Annotated in this window: 20 protein-coding genes; 11 read left to right on the forward strand and 9 right to left on the reverse strand. The window is 62.6% G+C overall.

The features are described 5' to 3' along the window. The first annotated feature begins 178 nt into the window (after positions 1–178). A complete protein-coding gene (locus AB2B41_RS04185; RefSeq protein WP_367876486.1) occupies positions 179–1261 on the forward strand; it encodes a PA0069 family radical SAM protein in 1083 nt (360 codons plus the stop codon). 7 nt (positions 1262–1268) lie between these two features. Here the strand turns inward: AB2B41_RS04185 and bmt are convergent, their stop codons facing one another. Both bmt and AB2B41_RS04195 read right to left on the reverse strand, forming a co-directional pair. Then, positions 1269–2282 (reverse strand): betaine--homocysteine S-methyltransferase, encoded by a 1014-nt coding sequence (gene bmt / locus AB2B41_RS04190; protein ID WP_367876487.1) that lies wholly within the window; start codon positions 2280–2282, stop codon positions 1269–1271. Positions 2283–2489: 207 nt separating this feature from the next. Continuing rightward, positions 2490–2807 carry a DUF1476 domain-containing protein gene (locus AB2B41_RS04195; RefSeq protein ID WP_367876488.1) on the reverse strand — a complete coding sequence of 106 codons (318 nt, stop codon included), beginning with the start codon at positions 2805–2807 and terminating at the stop codon, positions 2490–2492. A 159-nt stretch (positions 2808–2966) separates the two neighbouring features. Here AB2B41_RS04195 and purC point away from each other — a divergent pair, with 159 nt between their 5' ends. Genes purC through AB2B41_RS04220 form a run of 5 tightly spaced genes read left to right on the forward strand, consistent with a single transcriptional unit; the run spans position 2967 to position 7812 of the window. Continuing rightward, positions 2967–3728 carry a phosphoribosylaminoimidazolesuccinocarboxamide synthase gene (gene purC, locus AB2B41_RS04200; protein ID WP_367876489.1) on the forward strand — a complete coding sequence of 254 codons (762 nt, stop codon included), beginning with the start codon at positions 2967–2969 and terminating at the stop codon, positions 3726–3728. Between the two features lie 52 nt (positions 3729–3780). Next, positions 3781–4011, forward strand: a complete 231-nt coding sequence (purS, locus tag AB2B41_RS04205; protein ID WP_367876490.1) for a phosphoribosylformylglycinamidine synthase subunit PurS — start codon at positions 3781–3783, stop codon at positions 4009–4011. Beyond that, a complete protein-coding gene (gene purQ / locus AB2B41_RS04210; protein ID WP_367876491.1) occupies positions 4011–4679 on the forward strand; it encodes a phosphoribosylformylglycinamidine synthase subunit PurQ in 669 nt (222 codons plus the stop codon). The genes purS and purQ overlap by 1 nt, the downstream gene beginning before the upstream one ends. 36 nt (positions 4680–4715) lie before the next feature. Beyond that, the gene (locus AB2B41_RS04215; RefSeq protein WP_367876492.1) at positions 4716–6473 is read left to right on the forward strand and encodes a sensor histidine kinase; all 1758 of its coding nucleotides are present in this window, start codon (positions 4716–4718) and stop codon (positions 6471–6473) included. Between the two features lie 4 nt (positions 6474–6477). Next, positions 6478–7812 (forward strand): sigma-54-dependent transcriptional regulator, encoded by a 1335-nt coding sequence (locus AB2B41_RS04220; protein WP_367876493.1) that lies wholly within the window; start codon positions 6478–6480, stop codon positions 7810–7812. A 36-nt stretch (positions 7813–7848) separates the two neighbouring features. On the opposite strand, the gene AB2B41_RS04225 is transcribed toward AB2B41_RS04220, so the two are convergent. Further along, the gene (locus AB2B41_RS04225) at positions 7849–8139 is read right to left on the reverse strand and encodes a hypothetical protein (protein WP_367876494.1); all 291 of its coding nucleotides are present in this window, start codon (positions 8137–8139) and stop codon (positions 7849–7851) included. A 538-nt stretch (positions 8140–8677) separates the two neighbouring features. On the opposite strand from AB2B41_RS04225, the gene AB2B41_RS04230 reads away from it, so the two are divergent. Continuing rightward, entirely contained in the window at positions 8678–11431 is a 2754-nt protein-coding gene (locus AB2B41_RS04230; protein WP_367876495.1) for an Rne/Rng family ribonuclease, read from the forward strand. Between the two features lie 53 nt (positions 11432–11484). Here AB2B41_RS04230 and AB2B41_RS04235 read toward each other — a convergent pair whose 3' ends face one another. After that, entirely contained in the window at positions 11485–11712 is a 228-nt protein-coding gene (locus AB2B41_RS04235; protein WP_367876496.1) for a sulfurtransferase TusA family protein, read from the reverse strand. Between the two features lie 92 nt (positions 11713–11804). Here AB2B41_RS04235 and AB2B41_RS04240 point away from each other — a divergent pair, with 92 nt between their 5' ends. The 4 genes from AB2B41_RS04240 to AB2B41_RS04255 all read left to right on the forward strand — a co-directional run bounded on the left by AB2B41_RS04240 (position 11805) and on the right by AB2B41_RS04255 (position 16188). Further along, complete coding sequence (locus AB2B41_RS04240) at positions 11805–12557, forward strand: cytochrome c biogenesis CcdA family protein (RefSeq protein ID WP_367876497.1); 753 nt, start codon at positions 11805–11807, stop codon at positions 12555–12557. 51 nt (positions 12558–12608) lie between these two features. After that, on the forward strand, positions 12609–13883 hold the full coding sequence (locus AB2B41_RS04245; RefSeq protein WP_367876498.1) for a hypothetical protein: 1275 nt from the start codon (positions 12609–12611) through the stop codon (positions 13881–13883). Beyond that, on the forward strand, positions 13880–15232 hold the full coding sequence (locus AB2B41_RS04250; protein WP_367876499.1) for a cytochrome P450: 1353 nt from the start codon (positions 13880–13882) through the stop codon (positions 15230–15232). Before AB2B41_RS04245 ends, AB2B41_RS04250 begins: the two co-directional genes overlap by 4 nt. A 68-nt stretch (positions 15233–15300) precedes the next feature. Further along, complete coding sequence (locus AB2B41_RS04255; protein WP_367876500.1) at positions 15301–16188, forward strand: fructose bisphosphate aldolase; 888 nt, start codon at positions 15301–15303, stop codon at positions 16186–16188. Positions 16189–16344: 156 nt separating this feature from the next. Here AB2B41_RS04255 and AB2B41_RS04260 read toward each other — a convergent pair whose 3' ends face one another. From AB2B41_RS04260 to AB2B41_RS04280, 5 genes are all read right to left on the reverse strand, one after another. Continuing rightward, positions 16345–16608: an N-(5'-phosphoribosyl)anthranilate isomerase gene (locus tag AB2B41_RS04260; RefSeq protein ID WP_367876501.1), complete on the reverse strand. Its 264-nt coding sequence runs from the start codon at positions 16606–16608 to the stop codon at positions 16345–16347. Between the two features lie 18 nt (positions 16609–16626). Further along, positions 16627–16851: a ribbon-helix-helix domain-containing protein gene (locus AB2B41_RS04265; RefSeq protein ID WP_367876502.1), complete on the reverse strand. Its 225-nt coding sequence runs from the start codon at positions 16849–16851 to the stop codon at positions 16627–16629. Beyond that, positions 16848–17024, reverse strand: a complete 177-nt coding sequence (locus AB2B41_RS04270) for a DUF4169 family protein (RefSeq protein ID WP_367876503.1) — start codon at positions 17022–17024, stop codon at positions 16848–16850. Before AB2B41_RS04270 ends, AB2B41_RS04265 begins: the two co-directional genes overlap by 4 nt. Beyond that, positions 17021–18412, reverse strand: a complete 1392-nt coding sequence (gene fumC, locus AB2B41_RS04275; protein ID WP_367876504.1) for a class II fumarate hydratase — start codon at positions 18410–18412, stop codon at positions 17021–17023. The genes AB2B41_RS04270 and fumC overlap by 4 nt, the downstream gene beginning before the upstream one ends. Positions 18413–18500: 88 nt before the next feature. Further along, complete coding sequence (locus tag AB2B41_RS04280; protein WP_367876505.1) at positions 18501–18986, reverse strand: SspB family protein; 486 nt, start codon at positions 18984–18986, stop codon at positions 18501–18503. Positions 18987–19021 lie beyond the last annotated feature (35 nt).

Raw genomic sequence — 19021 nt, forward strand, 5'->3', positions numbered from 1 at the left:
TGGGGCCGTTTGACAAAAGCTTTTGTCACGAAACGCAGCGTCATCATACGCAAATTACGACATGGGCCGCGTTTTGTGCGACGCATTTTTCTTCAGATGATTATGAGAATTCTTCAAGCGTGGCGGGGCCATAGCGGAGATACATTGCAAATGTTCTATATTTGTTCTATTCGGACACATGGACGATGAGAGCCGACATTTCAGGATCAGGGGCCGCGGCGCGCGCAGCAACCACGAAGGCCGGTTCGAGCGCCACCGTCGGGAGGTCATCGACGATGGCTGGGCGCACGAGGACGAGGAACCCTTGCCTGTCCTGCGCACGCATACCGCCATCGAGGTGCCGCGCAGGCTGATCACATACAATCGTTCGCCCGATCTGCCCTTCGACAGATCGATCAACCCTTACAGGGGCTGCGAGCATGGCTGTGTCTACTGCTTCGCCCGTTCGACCCATGCCTACCTCGGCCTGTCGCCCGGTCTTGATTTCGAAACACGTCTGATTGCGCGCCCGCAGGCGGCCGAAGTGTTGCGGCGAGAGCTCGCGAACAAACGCTACCGTGTGGCGCCGATTGCCATCGGAACAAATACCGATCCCTATCAGCCGGTCGAGAAGGATTTCGCTATCATGCGGGAATGTCTCAATGTTCTCGAAGAGGCGGGGCATCCTACGGCCATTGTGACCAAGGGCAGCCTGATTGAGCGCGACATCGACATACTTGCACGTATGGCCCGGCGCGGGCTGATCCGGGTGGGCATTTCAGTGACGACTTTGGATGCCAAGCTGAGCCGGCTGATGGAGCCGCGTGCGCCGTCACCCGCGCGGCGGCTGCAGACCATCCGGCGTCTGGCCGAGGCGGGCATTCCGGTGCGCGTCATGGCATCGCCGATGATCCCGGCGCTCACGGACCCGGAGTTGGAAAAGATCCTCGAGGCGGGGCGCGATGCGGGTGCGCGACACGCGAGCTGGATCATGCTGCGCCTGCCGCTCGAGGTCTCACCGCTCGTTCAGGAATGGCTGGCCGCGCATTTTCCGGACCGGGCTTCGCGGATCGTGTCCCGCCTGCGCGAGATGCACGGGGGCAAAGAGTACGATTCGCGTTGGCACCGGCGCATGCGGGGCGAGGGGCCCTATGCCGAGATGATCGCGCGACGGTTCGATATCGCCATGAAACGCCTGGGCCTTGCCACGGCAGCCACCCCCATGCGGTCAGACCTGTTCCGGCCGCCGATCCTGCCGGGGGCGCAGTTGTCGCTGCTATGACGGTCCCTCAGCCCCTGCGACGCCCGCGCCGCGCGCGGGCGGGGGGCGCTCCGTCGCCCGTCCCGTCGCTGGCAGAGGAGAAGTCGCCCAAGGCGGATACGATTTCGGCCAGTTCTGGCGCGCTGCCTTTCGGGGTCGTGTCCAGCGCCTCGCGCATGACCTTGAGATGCTCGGGCATCGTCCCGCAGCATCCGCCGATGATGCTGGCCCCGCAATTGCGCGCCATCACGGCGTATCTGCCCATCAGCTCGGGTGTACCGTCATAGTGAATGTGGCCATCGACGTATTTCGGGATGCCGGCGTTCCCCTTGGCGATGATCGGACGCGCGGGGTTCTTGCCCGCAAAGCCAAGGATCGTGCGCAGCAGATCCGACGCCCCCGTGCCGCAGTTCGCCCCGAACGCCAGCGGCGGGTTGTCCAGCTCCTCGACCAGATCGACCAAGGCCTCCGAGGTGACGCCCATCATTGTGCGCCCGGCGGTGTCGAAACTCATCGTGCCGCACCACGGCAACCCCGCCATGGCAAAGCCTTCGGCGGCGGCGCGGTATTCCTCGGGGGCGCTGATGGTCTCAAGCCAGCCGATATCTGCACCGCCCGCCTTCAGCCCATCCGCCGTCTCGTGGAACATCTCGACGGCAAGCGCGTGGCTGAGCGTGCCGACGGGTTCCATGATCTCTCCGGTCGGTCCGACGGAGCCAGCAACGATCACGGGGCGGCCCGCGGTATCGGCAACCTCGCGCGCGAGTTCTGCGGAAACGCGGCTCAGCTCATGGGCGCGCTTGGCGGCATCGTGCAGCTTGAGCCGCGCGGCGTTCGCGCCGAAGCTGTTGGTCAGGAAGAGATCGCTGCCTGCCTCGACCGCGCCTTTGTAAAGGGCGATGATCTTCCTGGGCTCATCCGTGTTCCACAACTCGGGCGCGTCACCCGACATCAGACCCATGTTGAAAAGGTTCGTTCCGGTCGCGCCATCGGCAAGAAGGGTGCCTTTCTCGGCAAGAAGATCGGTAAAGGAGGTGCTCATTTTTGAAGCCCTGTAGGAGTGTTTGCGGATCCCCTTTCACAGGTCGCCATTCAAGGCAACTTCATAATCTTCATCTTGATGATGAGCGAAGATACAGGGGCCGGACGGGCTGGTTTGGGTGGCAGGATCCTCACGCCTTCAAATCCCCAAATGAAATGCGCCCCTCCTTTCGGAGAGGCGCCGCTTGAATTCCGCTCTGGAAAAGCCTCAGTCGTGCTCTTCCATGATCTGGGCCTTCGCCTCGGTCATCAGGCTCACCATCTTGGCGCGGATCGTGGCCTCGTCCGCCCGGTCGCCCAGATCGCCCGACACTTTTCGGTAGACGTCCTCGTCGCCCGGTTCCTCGAAATCGGACTTTACAACCTCCTGCGCATAGGCCTGCGCATCATTGCCAGACTTACCCAGAAGGTCGGCGGCCCAGAGACCCAGAAGCTTGTTGCGGCGCGCCTCCGCCTTAAACTGCATCTCGGCGTCATGGGCAAACTTGTTCTCGAAGGCGTTTTCGCGGTCTTTCATCGTGGTCATACGGGGCACTCCTTGGTCTGGACCTTTGCATTCCAAGATGGACATGCGCCGCGGTAATGACAAGACGCTTCACGCGCTTGCAGGACAGGGGGGCATAGACTAAGAGGGCCCCAACAGGCCGGGGGAGCCACCCCGACCCTCCAATCCGAAAGGACGCCCATGGCCCGGCGCAAGAAGATCTACGAAGGCAAAGCGAAAATCCTTTACGAGGGTCCCGAGCCGGGCACCATCGTCCAGTATTTCAAGGACGACGCCACAGCCTTCAACGCGCAGAAGAAAGACGTGATCGAAGGCAAGGGGGTCCTGAACAACCGTCTTTCCGAATTCTTCATGACCGGTCTCAACCAGATCGGGCTGCCCACGCATTTCATCAAGCGTCTGAACATGCGCGAGCAGCTTGTCCGCCAGTGCGAGATCATCCCGCTCGAGGTTATCGTGCGCAATTACGCGGCCGGCTCCATGGCCAAGCGGCTGGGCCTCGAGGAGGGCATGCAACTGCCGCGTCCCATCGTTGAGTACTGCTACAAGGACGATAAGCTGGGCGATCCGCTGGTCACCGAGGAGCATATCGCAGCTTTCGGCTGGGCCAGCCAGCAGGACATGGATGACATCCTGAGCCTGGCGCTGCGGGTGAATGATTTCCTGTCGGGCGTGATGATGGCCGTCGGCATCCGGCTGGTGGACTTCAAGATCGAGATCGGGCGCGTCTACGACGGCGATTTCATGCGTCTTATCGTTGCGGACGAGATCAGCCCGGACAGCTGCCGGCTGTGGGATATCGAGACGGGACAGAAGCTGGACAAGGACGTGTTCCGTCGGGACCTCGGCTCGCTCACCGATGCCTATACGGAGGTCGCGCGGCGGCTGGGCGTGCTGCCCAAGTCCTCGACGCCGATCACCAAGCCGACGCTCATCAACTGAGGCTGGCGTCGGACCGGAGTTGTAGTGGAAAGATGAAGCGAGGGGTCGCGCGATGAAGGCACGGGTGCATGTGATGCTGAAGAACGGGGTTCTTGACCCTCAGGGCGAAGCCGTGCGGCATGCGCTTGGCGCGCTTGGATTTGAAGGCGTCAATGGCGTGCGGCAGGGCAAGGTGATCGAGCTCGATCTGGCCGATGGGATCACCGAGGCGGATGTCACGGCGATGTGCGAGAAGCTTCTCGCCAACACGGTGATCGAAAGCTACACGGTGGAGATGTCCTGATGCGCGCCGCCGTCATCGTTTTTCCTGGATCGAACTGCGACCGCGACCTGGCGGTCGCTTTCGAGCGGGCGGGAGCCGAGGTTGAGATGGTCTGGCACAAGGACACGGATCTGCCCGGTAAGGTGGACATTGTGGGCATACCGGGCGGCTTTTCCTACGGCGACTACCTGCGCTGTGGGGCCATCGCGGCACAATCTCCCATCGTGAAATCCGTGAAGAGTCATGCAGAGCGTGGCGGCTATGTCCTGGGCATCTGCAACGGCTTTCAGGTGCTGACGGAAACCGGCCTGCTGCCGGGCGCGCTGTTGCGCAACGCGGGGCTCAAGTACATCTGCAAGACCGTCGGTCTGCGGGTGGAGACCTCGAACAGCGATTTCACCAACGGCTACAACGCGGGCGATGTGATCAATATCCCCATCGCGCACCACGACGGCAATTACTTCGCCGATCCGGACACCATCGAACGGCTTCAGGGAGAGGACCGCGTGGCCTTTACCTATACCGACAATCCCAACGGAGCGCAGGCCGATATCGCGGGCATCCTGTCGGAAAACCGCCGCGTCCTCGGGATGATGCCGCACCCGGAACGGGCGGCGGATGCCGGCCACGGCGGCACCGACGGGGCGGCGCTCTTCCGCGCATTGGCTGGAGCGCTCACGGCGGCGTAACTTGAGTGCGCGACCCGCGACGCGTAGACTGACGCAATGACTCCGGCCTCGGAAACCAAATCGACACTGACCGTCTCCTGGCGGGTGCGGCTGGCCATCGGCATTCTGATGGTCATCGCGGTGATTGTCATATCGGTCACCAACAAGCTTCTGACCGACCGCTTCACCGACACCACCCGCAACCGGGCCGAGCTGCGCATCGCGCTTTACAGCGGGAACCTGATGGCCGAGCTGCGCCAGAACGCCATCGTCCCGCAGCTTCTGGCGCGTGACCCCTCGCTTATCAAGGCACTACAGGACGCGGATTATTCGCTCTCGACCCAACGGCTTATCTCCTTTGTCGAGGAGATCGGCGCGGCCTCGCTGATGCTCTATGACATCGACGGGCGGACGGTGGCGGCGACGGACCGCAACAGGCTGGGCTCCATGCACCGGTCTGAACCATACTTCGTCGATGCGATCCGCGCGAACGCCACCATCTTCACCACCATCCAGCGCGAGGGGGGCGGGTACCAGTTCATGTATTCGCGCCGCATCCAGGAGGGCGGCAGCACGCTGGGGGTGATCGCGGTTGAGGTCGATTTGCAGAAGTTTGAGCGCGCCTGGGCCGGGATCTCGGACGCGGTGATCGTGATGGACAGCACCGGCCAGATCATTCTCGCGACCTCGCCGCGCTGGCGGGGCCTTACGGAGCCAGAGGCGCTGGCGAACCATACGCCGCAGACGGCCATCGAGCGGGCCATCCAGGCCACCGCCGACTGGACCGCGCTGCCGCCCGACGCCTATCTCCAAGGCGAGGCGGTGATGCGGTTGGAAAACCGCATTCCCTTCCGGGGCTGGCGCATGGTCAGCTACACGACCTACGCCAGCGTCCGTGAAAGGGTGAACGGCGTGCTGGCGCTGGAGGTGATGGGGTTCGCGATTCTCCTCGCGCTGACCTTCTATTTCCTGAGCCGCCGCACGGCGGGGCGGCTGGCGATCTTCCAGCGTGAATCGGCCAAACTCCGCGCATTGAACGCCGCCCTCCAGCGGGAAATCGCTGAGCGGAAACGCGTTCAGGAGACGCTTGCGGTGGCCGAACAGACCCTTGAGCAGTCCAGTAAATTGGCCGCCTTGGGCGAGATGTCGGCGGCGGTGAGCCACGAGTTGAACCAGCCGCTGGCGGCGATGAAAACCTACCTTGCGGGGGCGCGTCTGCTGCTGCGTCGCAACCGGCCCGAAGAGGCGCTGTCATCCTTCGGACGCATCGACGATCTGATCGAGCGGATGGGGGCGATCACCCGCCAGCTCAAATCCTACGCTCGCAAGGGGCAGGAGGCGTTTTCCCCAGTGGATATTGGGGCTGCGCTGGCCTCCGCCCTGTCGATGATGGAGCCGCAGCTGCGTCAGCGGAAGGTGCAGATCGCCCGGATCCTGCCCGATGAGCCGGTCATGGTGATCGGCGACCGGATGCGCATCGAACAGGTCATCGTCAACCTCTTGCGCAATGCGCTTGATGCCACCAAATCGGTACGTGACCCGCAGGTGGAGATCATCCTGTCGGCGGGGGAAACTGCGACGCTGACCGTGCGGGACAATGGACCGGGGATCGAGGACCTCGACGCGCTTTTCGAGCCCTTCTACACGACTAAGCAGGCGGGCGATGGCGTGGGGCTGGGGCTTGCCATCTCGTCGGGGATTGTCAACGACTTAGGCGGAAGACTTACAGCCCGGAACGGACAACACGGCGGGGCGGTCTTTGAAATGCAATTGCCCATCATGGGCGAGAAGAACACGATAGAAGCTGCGGAGTGATAAAATGGCGCAGGCAATGAAAATCGCGATTGTCGACGACGAGCAGGACATGCGGCAATCGATCAGCCAGTGGCTGGCGCTTTCGGGCTACGACACCGAAACCTTCGGCTCGGCCGAGGATGCGCTCAAGAAGCTGGGGCCGGATTACCCGGGCATCGTGATCTCGGACATCAAGATGCCGGGCATGGACGGGATGCAGTTCCTGAAAAAACTGATGGGCAACGACAGCGCCCTGCCGGTGATCATGATCACCGGACACGGCGACGTGCCCATGGCGGTGGAAGCCATGCGGGTAGGGGCCTTCGATTTCCTTGAAAAGCCGTTCAACCCCGACCGGATGAGCGAGCTGGCCAAGAAGGCCACGAACGCGCGGCGTCTGGTGATGGACAACCGCGCGCTGCGACGCGAACTGTCGGACGGCGGCCAGCTGATGAAGAAACTCATCGGTCAGTCCCCTGTCATGGAGCGGCTGCGCGAGGATATCCTTGATCTGGGCCAGGCCGACGGGCATGTGCTCATCGACGGTGAGACCGGGACCGGCAAGACCCTCGTGGCCCATGCGCTCCATGCCGTGGGCTCGCGAGCGGGCAAGAAGTTTGTGCTGGTCTCCTGTGGCGCCTACGAGGAAGAAGCGTTGTCGAAACGTCTCTTCGGTCCGATGCAGCCCGAGGACGCGCAACTGCCCGCGATTGAAGAGGCGCGTGGGGGTACGCTGGTGCTGGAGGATATCGAGGCGCTGTCCGAGACGCTGCAGGCCCGTCTGCTCAGCGTCATCAACGAACAGGGCACGCCCGCCGAGACACGGATCGTCGCGATCTCGAACCTGCAGGAAGCGGGCCGAACTTGCGAGGATGCCCTGCGCTCCGATCTTTTCTATCGCCTTGCCGCCCTGCGCATCACCGTGCCGCCGCTGCGCCAGCGCGGCGAGGATATCCTGACGCTCTTCACGCGGCTCAGCGATCAATTCGCCGAGGAATACGGCTGCGAGGCCCCGCAGGTCAGCGCGCAGGAAGCAGCGCAGCTTTTGCAGGCGCCCTGGCCGGGCAATGTGCGTCAGTTGATCAACGTGGCAGAGCGCGCGGTTCTGCAGTCACGCCGCGGTTCCGGGACCATCGCGTCGCTGCTGATGTCGGATCACGAGGAGATGCAGCCGGTCATGACAACCGAGGGCAAGCCGCTGAAGGAATACGTCGAAGCCTTTGAGCGTATGCTGATCGACAACACCATGCGTCGCCACAAGGGGTCCATTGCCAGCGTGATGGAAGAACTCTGTCTGCCCCGGCGTACCCTTAACGAGAAGATGGCCAAATACGGCCTGCAGCGGGCGGACTACCTCTAGGGCTGTGGTAGCTGGGGGCACCCGGACCGGAGCGGATCAGCCGTTCTGGCGCTCCACGATCTCTATCGCGCGACCGTTCGCGTCGGTGACGCAGGTCCAGGAGCCGCCACCCGGTACGTCCACGATGTAGCGGTTCAGTTCGACGATCGGGATCGTGGTGTTCAGCGCCCCGCTGGTCTTGCCGGTCTCTCGGGCAACCGCCGCGACACAGCTTTTCTGTCCACGCACCTCGGCAAGGGCAACGGGGTCATTCGCAACCGCCAGTTCGTCACAGGCCGCCAGCCCGATGACTGACATGATCGCCGCAGTGCGCAGAAAGACTTGCATCGAAATTCCCTTCTTCACTCCTGAGCCGGCAATCTGCCGTCCCACCCCGTTCTCACGTTCGTCGAAGAGGTGAGCCAGATGCGGCCATCCTTGTCAAGCGATGCCGCCGAAATGCAGTTCCGGACCGTCAGGGCGAGATTGCCCATTGTGTTTTGGGCGCCAAAACCCTTATTTAGGAGGAACGGTTCACGCGGCGCCTTCGCGCCATGCGTGTGCTGCCACAAAGTTTCGCTGCTGTCGGGTGTCGCAACGGCATCCCACATGCAGACCGATTGGGCCGGAAACGGTCGCTGAATTGCTGATGGTTGGACGGGGCGAACCCCGAAAAGACCCAGTTAACAAACGGATGTGGTGAGGCTTTGCCTTGCTCGCATCGGAGAAGAACCGCGATGACGCGCGCAGACGCCATGAGCAGGAACGGAAAGGCCTTATCAGGCCCCGCCCTTGCGCCGTCTTTGATCGCCCTGACAAGTCACCTCGCAAAACCGCTTGCGCCCCCCGGGGGCAGGCTGGTTCTTGCGTTGTGCAAAGCGAAAACATGCCTAAGAAAATGCTTATCGATGCCACCCACGCGGAAGAGACCCGCGTCGTGGTGGTGGATGGAAACAAGGTTGAGGAATTCGACTTTGAATCCGAAAACAAACGCCAGCTAGCCGGAAACATCTATCTCGCCAAGGTGACGCGCGTCGAGCCGTCGCTTCAGGCGGCTTTCGTTGATTACGGGGGCAACCGTCATGGTTTCCTCGCTTTCTCGGAAATCCATCCCGACTACTATCAGATCCCCGTCGCGGACCGTCAGGCGCTGCTTGAGGAAGAGCGCGCCTATGCCGAGGCACAGGCGGCCAAGGACGAGGACGAGGAAAAACCGAAGAAGCGGAACCGCTCGCGCTCGCGCAGCCGCTCCAAGTCCAAGGCCGAAGAGGCCGCATCGGAAGACGCCAAGGTCTCGACCGAGATCGAAGGGATGGAGACAGTCGATCTTCACGACGATGAGGACGAGGTCGAGATCGACGAGAACGAGGCCTCCTCCCCGATGGAGCGCGTGCCCGAATCCCCCGTCGATACGCCCGAGGCGGGAGAGGTCGAGGAGGACGGAGCCGAGGAAGAGGACGAGGCCGGCACCGCCAATGATGCGACCTCGAAGGACGAAGAAATCGAATCCGTCGCCGACGAGGATGACAGCGAAGACATTCGCCCCGCGCGCAAACCGCGCCCGCGCCGCTACAAGATCCAGGAAGTCATCAAGGTCCGCCAGATCCTGCTGGTGCAGGTCGTCAAGGAAGAGCGCGGCAACAAGGGTGCGGCGCTGACGACCTACCTGTCACTCGCCGGTCGCTACTGCGTGCTGATGCCCAACACCGCGCGCGGCGGCGGGATCTCCCGCAAGATCACCAATGCCGCCGACCGCAAGAAGCTGAAGGATATCGCGAACGAGATCAAGGTGCCGCAGGGCGCGGGGCTCATCGTGCGCACCGCCGGGGCCAAGCGGACCAAGGCGGAGATCAAGCGGGACTACGAATACCTGCAACGGCTGTGGGAGCAGATTCGCGAGCTGACGCTGAAATCCATCGCGCCCGCGAAGATCTACGAGGAAGGCGACCTGATCAAACGGTCGATCCGCGATCTCTATAACCGCGACATCGACGAGATTCTGGTCGAGGGCGAGCGCGGCTATCGCATCGCCAAGGACTTCATGAAGATGATCATGCCGTCCCACGCCAAGAACGTGAAGCGCTACGAGGAAAAGTTGCCGCTGTTCGCGCGCTACCAGGTGGAAGGCTATCTTGCCGGCATGTTCAACCCCACGGTGCAACTGCCGTCGGGGGGCTACATCGTGATCGGGGTGACCGAGGCGCTGGTGGCCATCGACGTGAACTCCGGCCGCGCGACCAAGGAAGGCTCGATCGAACAGACCGCACTCAAGACCAACCTCGAAGCCGCCGACGAGGTGGCGCGCCAGTTGCGCCTGCGTGACCTTGCTGGGCTGATCGTCATCGACTTTATCGACATGGACGAGCGCAAGAACAACGCCTCCGTCGAGAAACGGATGAAGGACAAGCTCAAGACCGACCGGGCGCGTATCCAGGTGGGCCGCATCTCGGGCTTTGGCCTGATGGAGATGTCGCGCCAGCGCCTGCGCCCCGGCATGATCGAGGCAACGACCCAGCCGTGCCCGGCCTGCCATGGCACCGGCCTTGTCCGCTCGGACGACAGCCTTGCGCTGTCGATCATCCGGCAGATTGAAGAGGAAGGCACCCGCCGCCGGTCGCGCGAGGTGCTGATCACCGCGCCGGTCAGCATCGCCAACTTCCTGATGAACCAGAAACGCGACCATGTCGCCCAGATCGAGGCACGCTATGGCATGTCCGTCCGGATCGAGGGCGATCCGCATCTGGTCAGCCCAGATTTCACGATGGAGAAATTCAAGACGGCGACCCGCAATATCCTGGCGACCCCGGATGAAGTCGTCTCCGTCGACACGTCTCTGATGGATCAGGTGGACGAAGACGAGGCGGCCGCCGAGGCAGAGGATGAGGCTGCCGATCAGCGCAACGACAACGAGGACGGCGACGGCAAGCCCAAGCGCCGCCGCCGCCGCCGTCGCAGCCGTGGTGGACGCGGTCGTTCGGGCAACGGCGATCAGCAGGCCGAGGATCAGCAGGCCGACACCTCCGACGGGGAAACCGAGGCGGAAGACGCGGAGGATATGGCGAAGTCCAAGGACAAGAAACCTTCCGGCAAAGACGACGCGGCACTTGACGCTTCCGAGGAGCAGACTGGGGTCGAGACCGGTGATACTGCCGAAGAAAAGCCCAAGAAAAAGACCACGCGCAGCCGCTCCCGGTCCAGCAGCTCGAAATCCAAGGCAAAGGCCGAAGTAGAGGCCGAGGCCGCGACGGATGCCGACGCTAAGACGTCCGAGGCTGCGGAGGCGGAAGCCGAGGAGAAGCCGAAGGCCAAGGCGAAATCCACCCGGTCCCGGTCATCGCGGTCGAAGAAGGCGGAAGAAATCGAGGCCGAGACCGAGTCGAAGGCAGAAGAGGTCGAAGCCGCGAAAGCGGACACCGTCGAAGAGCCTAAGGCCGAGGAAAAGCCCAAGAAGACGACCCGGACTCGGGCTAAGGCGAAACCCAAGGAAGACGCCAAGCCCAAGGAAGAGGCAGCCCCGGTGGCGGAAGAGGCCCCCGCGCCTGAACCGGTGGCCGCTGAAGCCGCACCGGCAGAGGCGAAAGCAGAGCCTGAAGAGCCCAAGAAGCCCAAACGCAAGGGCTGGTGGTCTCTGGGTCGCTGAGCCGGAAAACATAGAAGAGAAAGCGGGCCCATCGAGGCCCGCTTTTTTATGCGCTAGCCGCCCTTGCGCACGTGATAAACCTGCACGGCGCCTTCGTCGGTGGTCTCGACCAGCGCATGGCCTGCCTCGGCGCAGAAATGCGGCACATCCACAATAGCCGCCGGATCGTCCGCGCGCAGCCGCATGACGTCGCCGGGTGCGAGCGCCATAAGGCGCTTGCGCAGTTTCAGCACCGGCAGGGGGCAGAGCAGCCCCGTCGCATCGAGATCGTAGGTCTTCATGGCCGCCAGATAGGACAGTTGTTTCACGGCTTCAACGACCTTGTGACAATCTGGCGGGTGACGGCACCCGAAAAGGCGACTAAGTGTGAGCCATGTTTGGGATCGAACTGATAGATGCGGGACTCTTGCCCGCCATGCTGGTCGCGCTGCTGGCCGGTTTTATCAGTTTTCTCAGCCCCTGCGTGCTGCCCATCGTGCCGCCCTACCTGGCCTACATGAGCGGCGTTTCCCTCAACGACATGTCCAACGTGCAGGAGGCACGGCGCAAGGCGGTCGTGGCCGCGCTGTTCTTCGTGCTCGGTCTCAGCACCGTTTTCCTGATCCTCGGCTTCACCGCCTCCGCCTTCGGCGCATTCTTCCTGCGAAATCAGACGCTTTTCGCCCAGATCTCGGGTGTGGTGATCATCATCTTCGGCCTGCATTTCGTTGGCCTTTTCCGAATCCCCTTCCTCGACCGGGAGGCGCGGATCGACGCCGGTGACAAGGGCGGGACGAGCTTTGGGGCCTATGTCCTCGGCCTTGCCTTCGCCTTTGGCTGGACCCCCTGCATCGGCCCGCAATTGGGCGCGATCCTGTCGCTTGCGGCGTCCGAGGCATCGGTGTCCAAAGGTACGCTGCTCCTTGGCATCTACGCGGCAGGCCTCGGCATCCCCTTCCTGCTGGCCGCGATGTTCATCACCCGTGCCATGGGCATGATGAACCGCATCAAGCGCCACATGAAGCTGATCGAGCGGACCATGGGCGGTCTGCTGATACTCGTTGGGCTTGCCATGCTGACGGGTGCCTTCTCCAGCTTCGCCTTCTGGCTGCTCGAGACCTTCCCCGCGCTGGGGGCGTTGGGCTAACGCTTTACCCTAACAAATTATCAACGCTATGGTGCTCCAAAAGAGGGCACCATGAGCAGCGAGCCGCAGAAAGAGGTCAGGAGACGCCGGGTGTTCTACATTCCCGGCTATGATCCGATCCATCCGCGTCGGTATCGCGAGCTTTATCGTAGGGAAAGTGCGGCGCAGGCAACGATTTCAGGTTACGAGATCGGCATTCTGGCGATGGATGCAGGGGGCGAAAATTATGCCTGGCACGTGCGCGCGCTCGTCGATGGACGGCCCGTTGAGGCGGATATCGAGGTGCTGGTCTGGTCCGACATCGTGCGTCACAGCATGAGCAATTCGATCCCCGCGACGTATCTCCAGCTGCTGCGAACCGCCTGGGTCTACATCTCAACCGGGGCGCTCTGGGGGCTGATGAAGCTGCGTAAGGGGCCGGTGATCGCGGCGCTTTATCCTATCGGGATGCTGCTGGGGCAGCTGGCGCTGGCCGTCCTGTTCTTCTGGGTCGTCGCTACGGCAATCGGTATGGGCGTGGGTATGATCGAAAGGGTCATCTGGCCCGGTGCGTGGTTCACGCCGCTCTTCTGGCCGACGATCATCGTTGCATTGGCGGCGGGCGTGGCTGCCGCAATCATGCTCCTGCGCTGGTTCAAGCGCCGCGATGGCAAATTCTTTGCCTACTACCTGATGCATGATTACGCCTATTCCGCTTCATCCCGTGGGGCGAACCCGCCCGAGCTGGAGGCGCGTCTTGCGTCTTTCGCCGATACCATCGGCAACGCGCTCGAGACGGATGCGGACGAGGTGCTGGTCGTCGGTCACTCCTCCGGGGTGCATCTGGCCGTCTCGATCCTCGCGGACCTGATTCGGCAGGGCAGGGTGACCGGGCAGGGCCCTGCGCTGTCCTTCCTGTCTCTTGGCCAGGTCGTGCCCATGGTCTCCTTCCTGCCCGAGGCACACCGCCTGCGGGCCGATCTGCGTTATCTCTCGGCCCGGGAGGAGCTAACCTGGGTGGATGTGACGGCGCCGGGAGACGGCTGCGCCTTCGCACTCTGCGATCCGGTATCGGTCTCGGGCGTGGCGCCAGAGGACAAGCGCTGGCCGCTCGTCTTCTCCGCCGCCTTTACGCAAAGCCTCAGCCCCGAACGCTGGAAAGAGTTGCGCTGGCGCTTCTTCCGGCTGCATTTCCAGTATCTCTGTGCCTTCGACCGCCCCAAGGACTATGATTACTTCCAGATCACTGCTGGCCCCATGACGCTGGGCGCGCGCTACGCAGGCCGCCCGCCGTCGCGATCACTTATCGACCGGGCGGTGAGCAAATACACCTCAGTCGCCCCATGAACCTGCCACCAAAGCCCCCCAGCAGGCCCGACCGCGTCTCGCTCTGGCGCTACGGGCGGCTTTTTCGGCAGGATATCCTTTCCGCCCAGCCCGAACGGCTCTACCGCGCATGGATGGCGGAGTTCCGCACGCCGTTCTTTCGCAGTTACCTTGTCAATCAGCCGGAACTGATTGCTACGGTCTTGAAAGAGCGGCCCGCCGATTTCCCCAAGTCCGACCGCATTGGTGAGGGGTTGCGGCCGCTTCTGGGGAACTCGGTATTCCTGACAAACGGCGAGGTCTGGAAGCGGCAGCGCCGCATCATTGACCCGGCTTTCGAAGGAGGGCGCCTGCGCGAGACATTTCCGGCCATGTGGGACGCGGCGGAGGCGGCTGCGGCGCGGCTGTCGGAAAGGGTGGATGAGACAATCGAGATCGAGGCGGAGACCAGCCACGCGGCGGCGGATGTGATCTTTCGCACCTTGTTCTCGATCCCCATCGATCACGCGGTTGCCCGCGCGGTGTTCGACGAATTCCGGACCTACCAGCGTTCACAACCCTTGCTGAACCTGGCGGCCTTCCTGCCGCTGCCACGCTGGATGCCGCGATTCTTTTCGCGCAGGACGCGGAACAGCGCAGGTCGGATCAGGCGATTGATCACCGAGCTAACGCGCACACGGATGCAGCAGATCGAGGCAAGCAAAGCGCCGGATGATCTGGCGACCAAGATCATGACCACCCGCGACCCCGAGACGGGGGAACGTTTCGATACGGACGAAATGGTCGATCAGGTCGCCATCTTCTTTCTTGCCGGGCACGAGACCAGCGCCTCGGCGCTGGCCTGGGCGCTCTACCTTGTGGCGACACATCCCGATTGGCAGGAGCGCCTGGCGGAAGAAGCGCGGGTCCTGGACGGCCCTGATTTCGCCGCCGTCGCAAAGCTCAAACTCAGCCGGGATGTCTTTCGGGAGGCGCTCAGGCTTTACCCTCCGGTGCCGATGATGGTCCGGGAGACCTGCCAGGCCGAGCATTTTCGCGACCGCGATATCGGGGCGGGGTCCCAGATCGTCCTGAGCCCATGGCACCTGCACCGCCACGAAAGGCTTTGGGAGAACCCAGATGCCTTTGATCCGGCCCGCTGGCAGAGCGAGAACGGCCAGAAATGCCAGCGCGAGGCCTATATGCCGTTCTCGGCCGGGCCCCGCGTCTGCACCGGTGCGGGATTTGCCATGGTCGAGGGGCCACTTCTGCTCTCGCGTCTTCTGCGGGATTTCCGCGTCATCGCTGATCCGGCGCGGACCCCGGTGCCGGTGGCGCATCTCACGGTGCGCTCGGACCGGGGCATCTGGCTGCGGATTGAACGGCGGTAGGTTCTACCATCCTTTCGGCATTTGGCATATCACATGGCCAACGGAATCAACGAAACGGGGATGGAACGATGAACGCAGCACAACGCGCGCAGATGGAAACCGGCAAGGGCTTTATCGCGGCGCTGGACCAGTCGGGCGGCTCCACCCCGAAGGCCCTCAGCCTCTACGGCGTCGACCCCTCGGATTACAACGGCGACGAGGAAATGTTCGCCGCCATGCACGCGATGCGCAGCCGGATCATCAAGGCAGATTGCTTTTCGTCCGAGAAGGTGATCGGGGCGATCCTGTTTGAGCGGACGATGGATGGCGAGATCGATGGCAAGCCCGTGGCCGATGTACTGTGGGAAGACAATGGTGTCGTTCCTTTTCTCAAGATCGACAAGGGGTTGGAGGACGAGGCTGACGGCGTTCAGGTGATGAAACCGATGCCGGGGCTGGAGGACCTGCTCAAGCGCGCGGTGGCGAAAGGCATTTTCGGGACCAAAGAGCGGTCGGTCATTCACGAGGCGAATGAGGCAGGCATCGAAGCGGTTGTCGCCCAGCAAGTCGAGGTCGCCAAGACCGTCTGCGCGGCAGGCCTCGTGCCCATCGTCGAGCCGGAGGTGAACATCCACTCCAAGACGAAGGCCGAGGCAGAAGCGATGCTGGCTGCGTCGCTCAAGCAGCATATCGACGGGTTGGGGGCGGATGAGCTGATCATGCTCAAGCTGACGATCCCCGAGCAGCCGGGGCTTTACGACGCGCTTGCGGATCATCCGAATGTCCTGCGCGTCGTGGCGCTGTCAGGGGGCTACTCCACGGATGAGGCCAGTGCACGGTTGGCGCAGAACGCGAAGATGATCGCGAGCTTTTCGCGGGCTCTGACCGAAGGGCTGAACGTGAAGATGTCGGATGCGGAATTCGAGGCGGCGCTGAAGGCGAACATCGACAAGATTTACGCGGCTTCCGTCGCCTGAAGCGGCGGACCCTTCAAAGGGTCCGGCCCGATTTCTTCGAAGAAATCGGTTTGTTTCAGACTTCAGGACTTGTTGTCCGAATTCTTCAAAGAATTCGGGCCGTTTCTTCGAAGGAAACGGGCCAGGTACGCATTATCAGCTTGATGATTGAAATCTTCAGAAAGATCGCAAAGGTCTTTGCAGCGAGATCGTTCGCGATACCACCCGCACCGGTTCCTGATTGCAGAAGATAACCAACTGTCCCGCGTTCTCCACCGCGGTGAAGCCTCGCCTGTCCAACTCCGCGAGAAAAACTTCAAGCCCGACGTAGCGTTCGATATCCCTGATCTTGCGCCGCACCACGCCGCCTTCACGCGCAGCCTTGGCGCTGAAACCATGGGTGATCCAGTGTTCGGGGGAAAGGGCTGCGGGCATCGTCATGGCCTGAGCCTGACACATCTAAGGTAAACGATCCTTTAACGCCCGCAGCACGTAAAGCCGGATCGCCGACGCCAGCCCGATGTCCATCCCGCGATCCGCATCAATTTCGGCCACTAGCGCGTTGATTGCAATATCTTTCTCGGCAGCGAGCGCGCGGAACTCCTGCCAGAACTCGTCTTCCAGCGACACCGAGGTACGGTGCCCCTTCAACGTGACCGAATGTTTGACCGGCCTGCGGCTCATGTCTCGCGCTTGTGCCCGTCAAGGTCACGCGCGGCCTTCTCCTCCCGCCTGCGGACTGCGTCCTTCTCGGCCTTGGTCCGGCCGAAAGCCACCGCGTTGCGGTCCGCGCGCGCCTTTTTCTCGGCGCGCGCGCGGTCCTTGCGGACCTTGTTAAGGTTGATGGGCGTGCTCACTTGGGCCCGATCATCTGCTCGGGGCGCACGACGCGGTCGAAGGTCTCTTCGTCGACGAAACCGAGCGCGATTGCCTCTTCCTTCAGCGTCGTGCCGTTCTTGTGCGCCGTCTTGGCGACCTTGGTGGCGTTATCATAGCCGATGGTGGGGGCCAGCGCCGTGACCAGCATCAGGCTTTCATTCATCAGCTTGTCGATCCGCTCTTCGTTGGCCTTGGTGCCGACAACCATGTTGTCGGTGAAGCTCGACGCCGCATCGCCCAACAACTGCATGGACTGGATCACGTTGTAGCTCATCATCGGGTTATAGACGTTGAGTTCGAAATGGCCCTGCGATCCGGCGAAACCCACGGCGGCGTCATTGCCCATCACATGCGCGCAAACCATGGTCAGAGCCTCGGCCTGCGTCGGGTTCACCTTGCCCGGCATGATCGAGGAGCCGGGTTCGTTCTCCGGCAGGATCAACTCCCCCAGGCCGGAACGAGGGCCGGAGCCCAGGAGGCGCATGTCGTTGGCGATCTTGAACATTGAGGCGGCGCAGGTTTTCAGCGCGCCAGAGAACATCACCATGGCGTCATGGGCGGCGAGTGCCTCGAACTTGTTTGGCGCGGTGACGAAGGGCAGGCCGGTGATCTCGGCGATTTCCGCTGCGACCTTCTCGGCAAAGCCCTTGCGGGTGTTGAGCCCGGTGCCCACGGCGGTGCCGCCCTGCGCCAGCTCGTAGATGTCGGGCAGGCAGGCCTCGACCCGCTCGATGGCCTTGGTCATCTGGTGGGCATATCCGCCGAATTCCTGGCCCAGCGTCAGCGGTGTCGCATCCTGCGTATGGGTGCGGCCGATCTTGATGATGTCCTTGAATTCCTCGGACTTCGCCGCCAGCGCGTCGCGCAACTTGGTCAGGCCCGGCAGCAGCGTGTCACGCGCCACCATGCCGATGGCGACATGCATCGCCGTGGGAAAAGTGTCGTTGGAAGACTGGCCCATGTTGCAGTGGTCGTTGGGGTGGACCGGCTTTTTCGACCCCATAGTGCCGCCGAGGATTTCGATGGCGCGGTTCGAGATCACTTCGTTCGCGTTCATGTTCGACTGCGTGCCGGAACCGGTTTGCCAGACCACGAGGGGGAAGTTGTCGTCGAATTTGCCGTCGATCACTTCCTGCGCGGCCTGCTGGATGGCCGGGGCCAGTTCCGCATCGAGATCGCCGAAGCCGAGGTTCACCGTGGCGCAGGCCTTCTTGATCACGCCCAAAGCGCGGACGATGGCCACTGGCTGCTTTTCCCAGCCGATTGGGAAGTTCATGATCGAGCGTTGGGTCTGTGCTCCCCAGTACTTGTCCGCGGGGACTTCGAGGGGGCCAAAGCTGTCGGTTTCGGTACGGGTCTCGGCCATGGTCAGGCTCCTGCTGTGGTCTGCGTCGGCAAGGGGTGTAGCGAGGCCGCCCGCGCGGTGCAATCAGCCGGTGGCGCTAACGGCGTGCTTATTTGCGGAAAGAGTCGAGTGAGACGATCTCGGCATCCTTGGCCTTTTTCTCGGCCAGCTCGAGCTTGCGCGGTGCCTCTTTGGGTGTCTCTGCTTCAGCGCTGTCGTCCTCTACGTCCCAGTCATCGCTTTCCTGCTGCTCGAAACGCAGGCCAAACTCCACCGAAGGGTCCACGAATGTGCGGATGGCGTCGTAGGGGATGTATAGAGGCTCCGGTGCGTCACCGAAGTTCAGCGTGACCGAGAAGCCTTCGTCGCCCACTTCGAGGTTGTCGTACCAATGCTGCATCACCACGGTCATCTCGCCGGGATAGCGGTCAGACAGCCAGTCGGCCAGTTCCGCGTCGGGGTGCGAGGTGTCGAAAGTGATAAAGAAATGGTGGTTGCCCGGCAATCCACGCTCGGCCACATCGAGGAGCACCTTGCGGATCAGGCCCCGCATCGCGTCATGCATCAAATTGCCGTAGTCAATTTCGCGGCTCATGGGCTCCCCCGCTGCGTCGCTTGCATATGTCCACC

The organism is Sulfitobacter sediminis (genome assembly GCF_040811725.1).
Lineage (GTDB): Bacteria > Pseudomonadota > Alphaproteobacteria > Rhodobacterales > Rhodobacteraceae > Sulfitobacter > Sulfitobacter sediminis.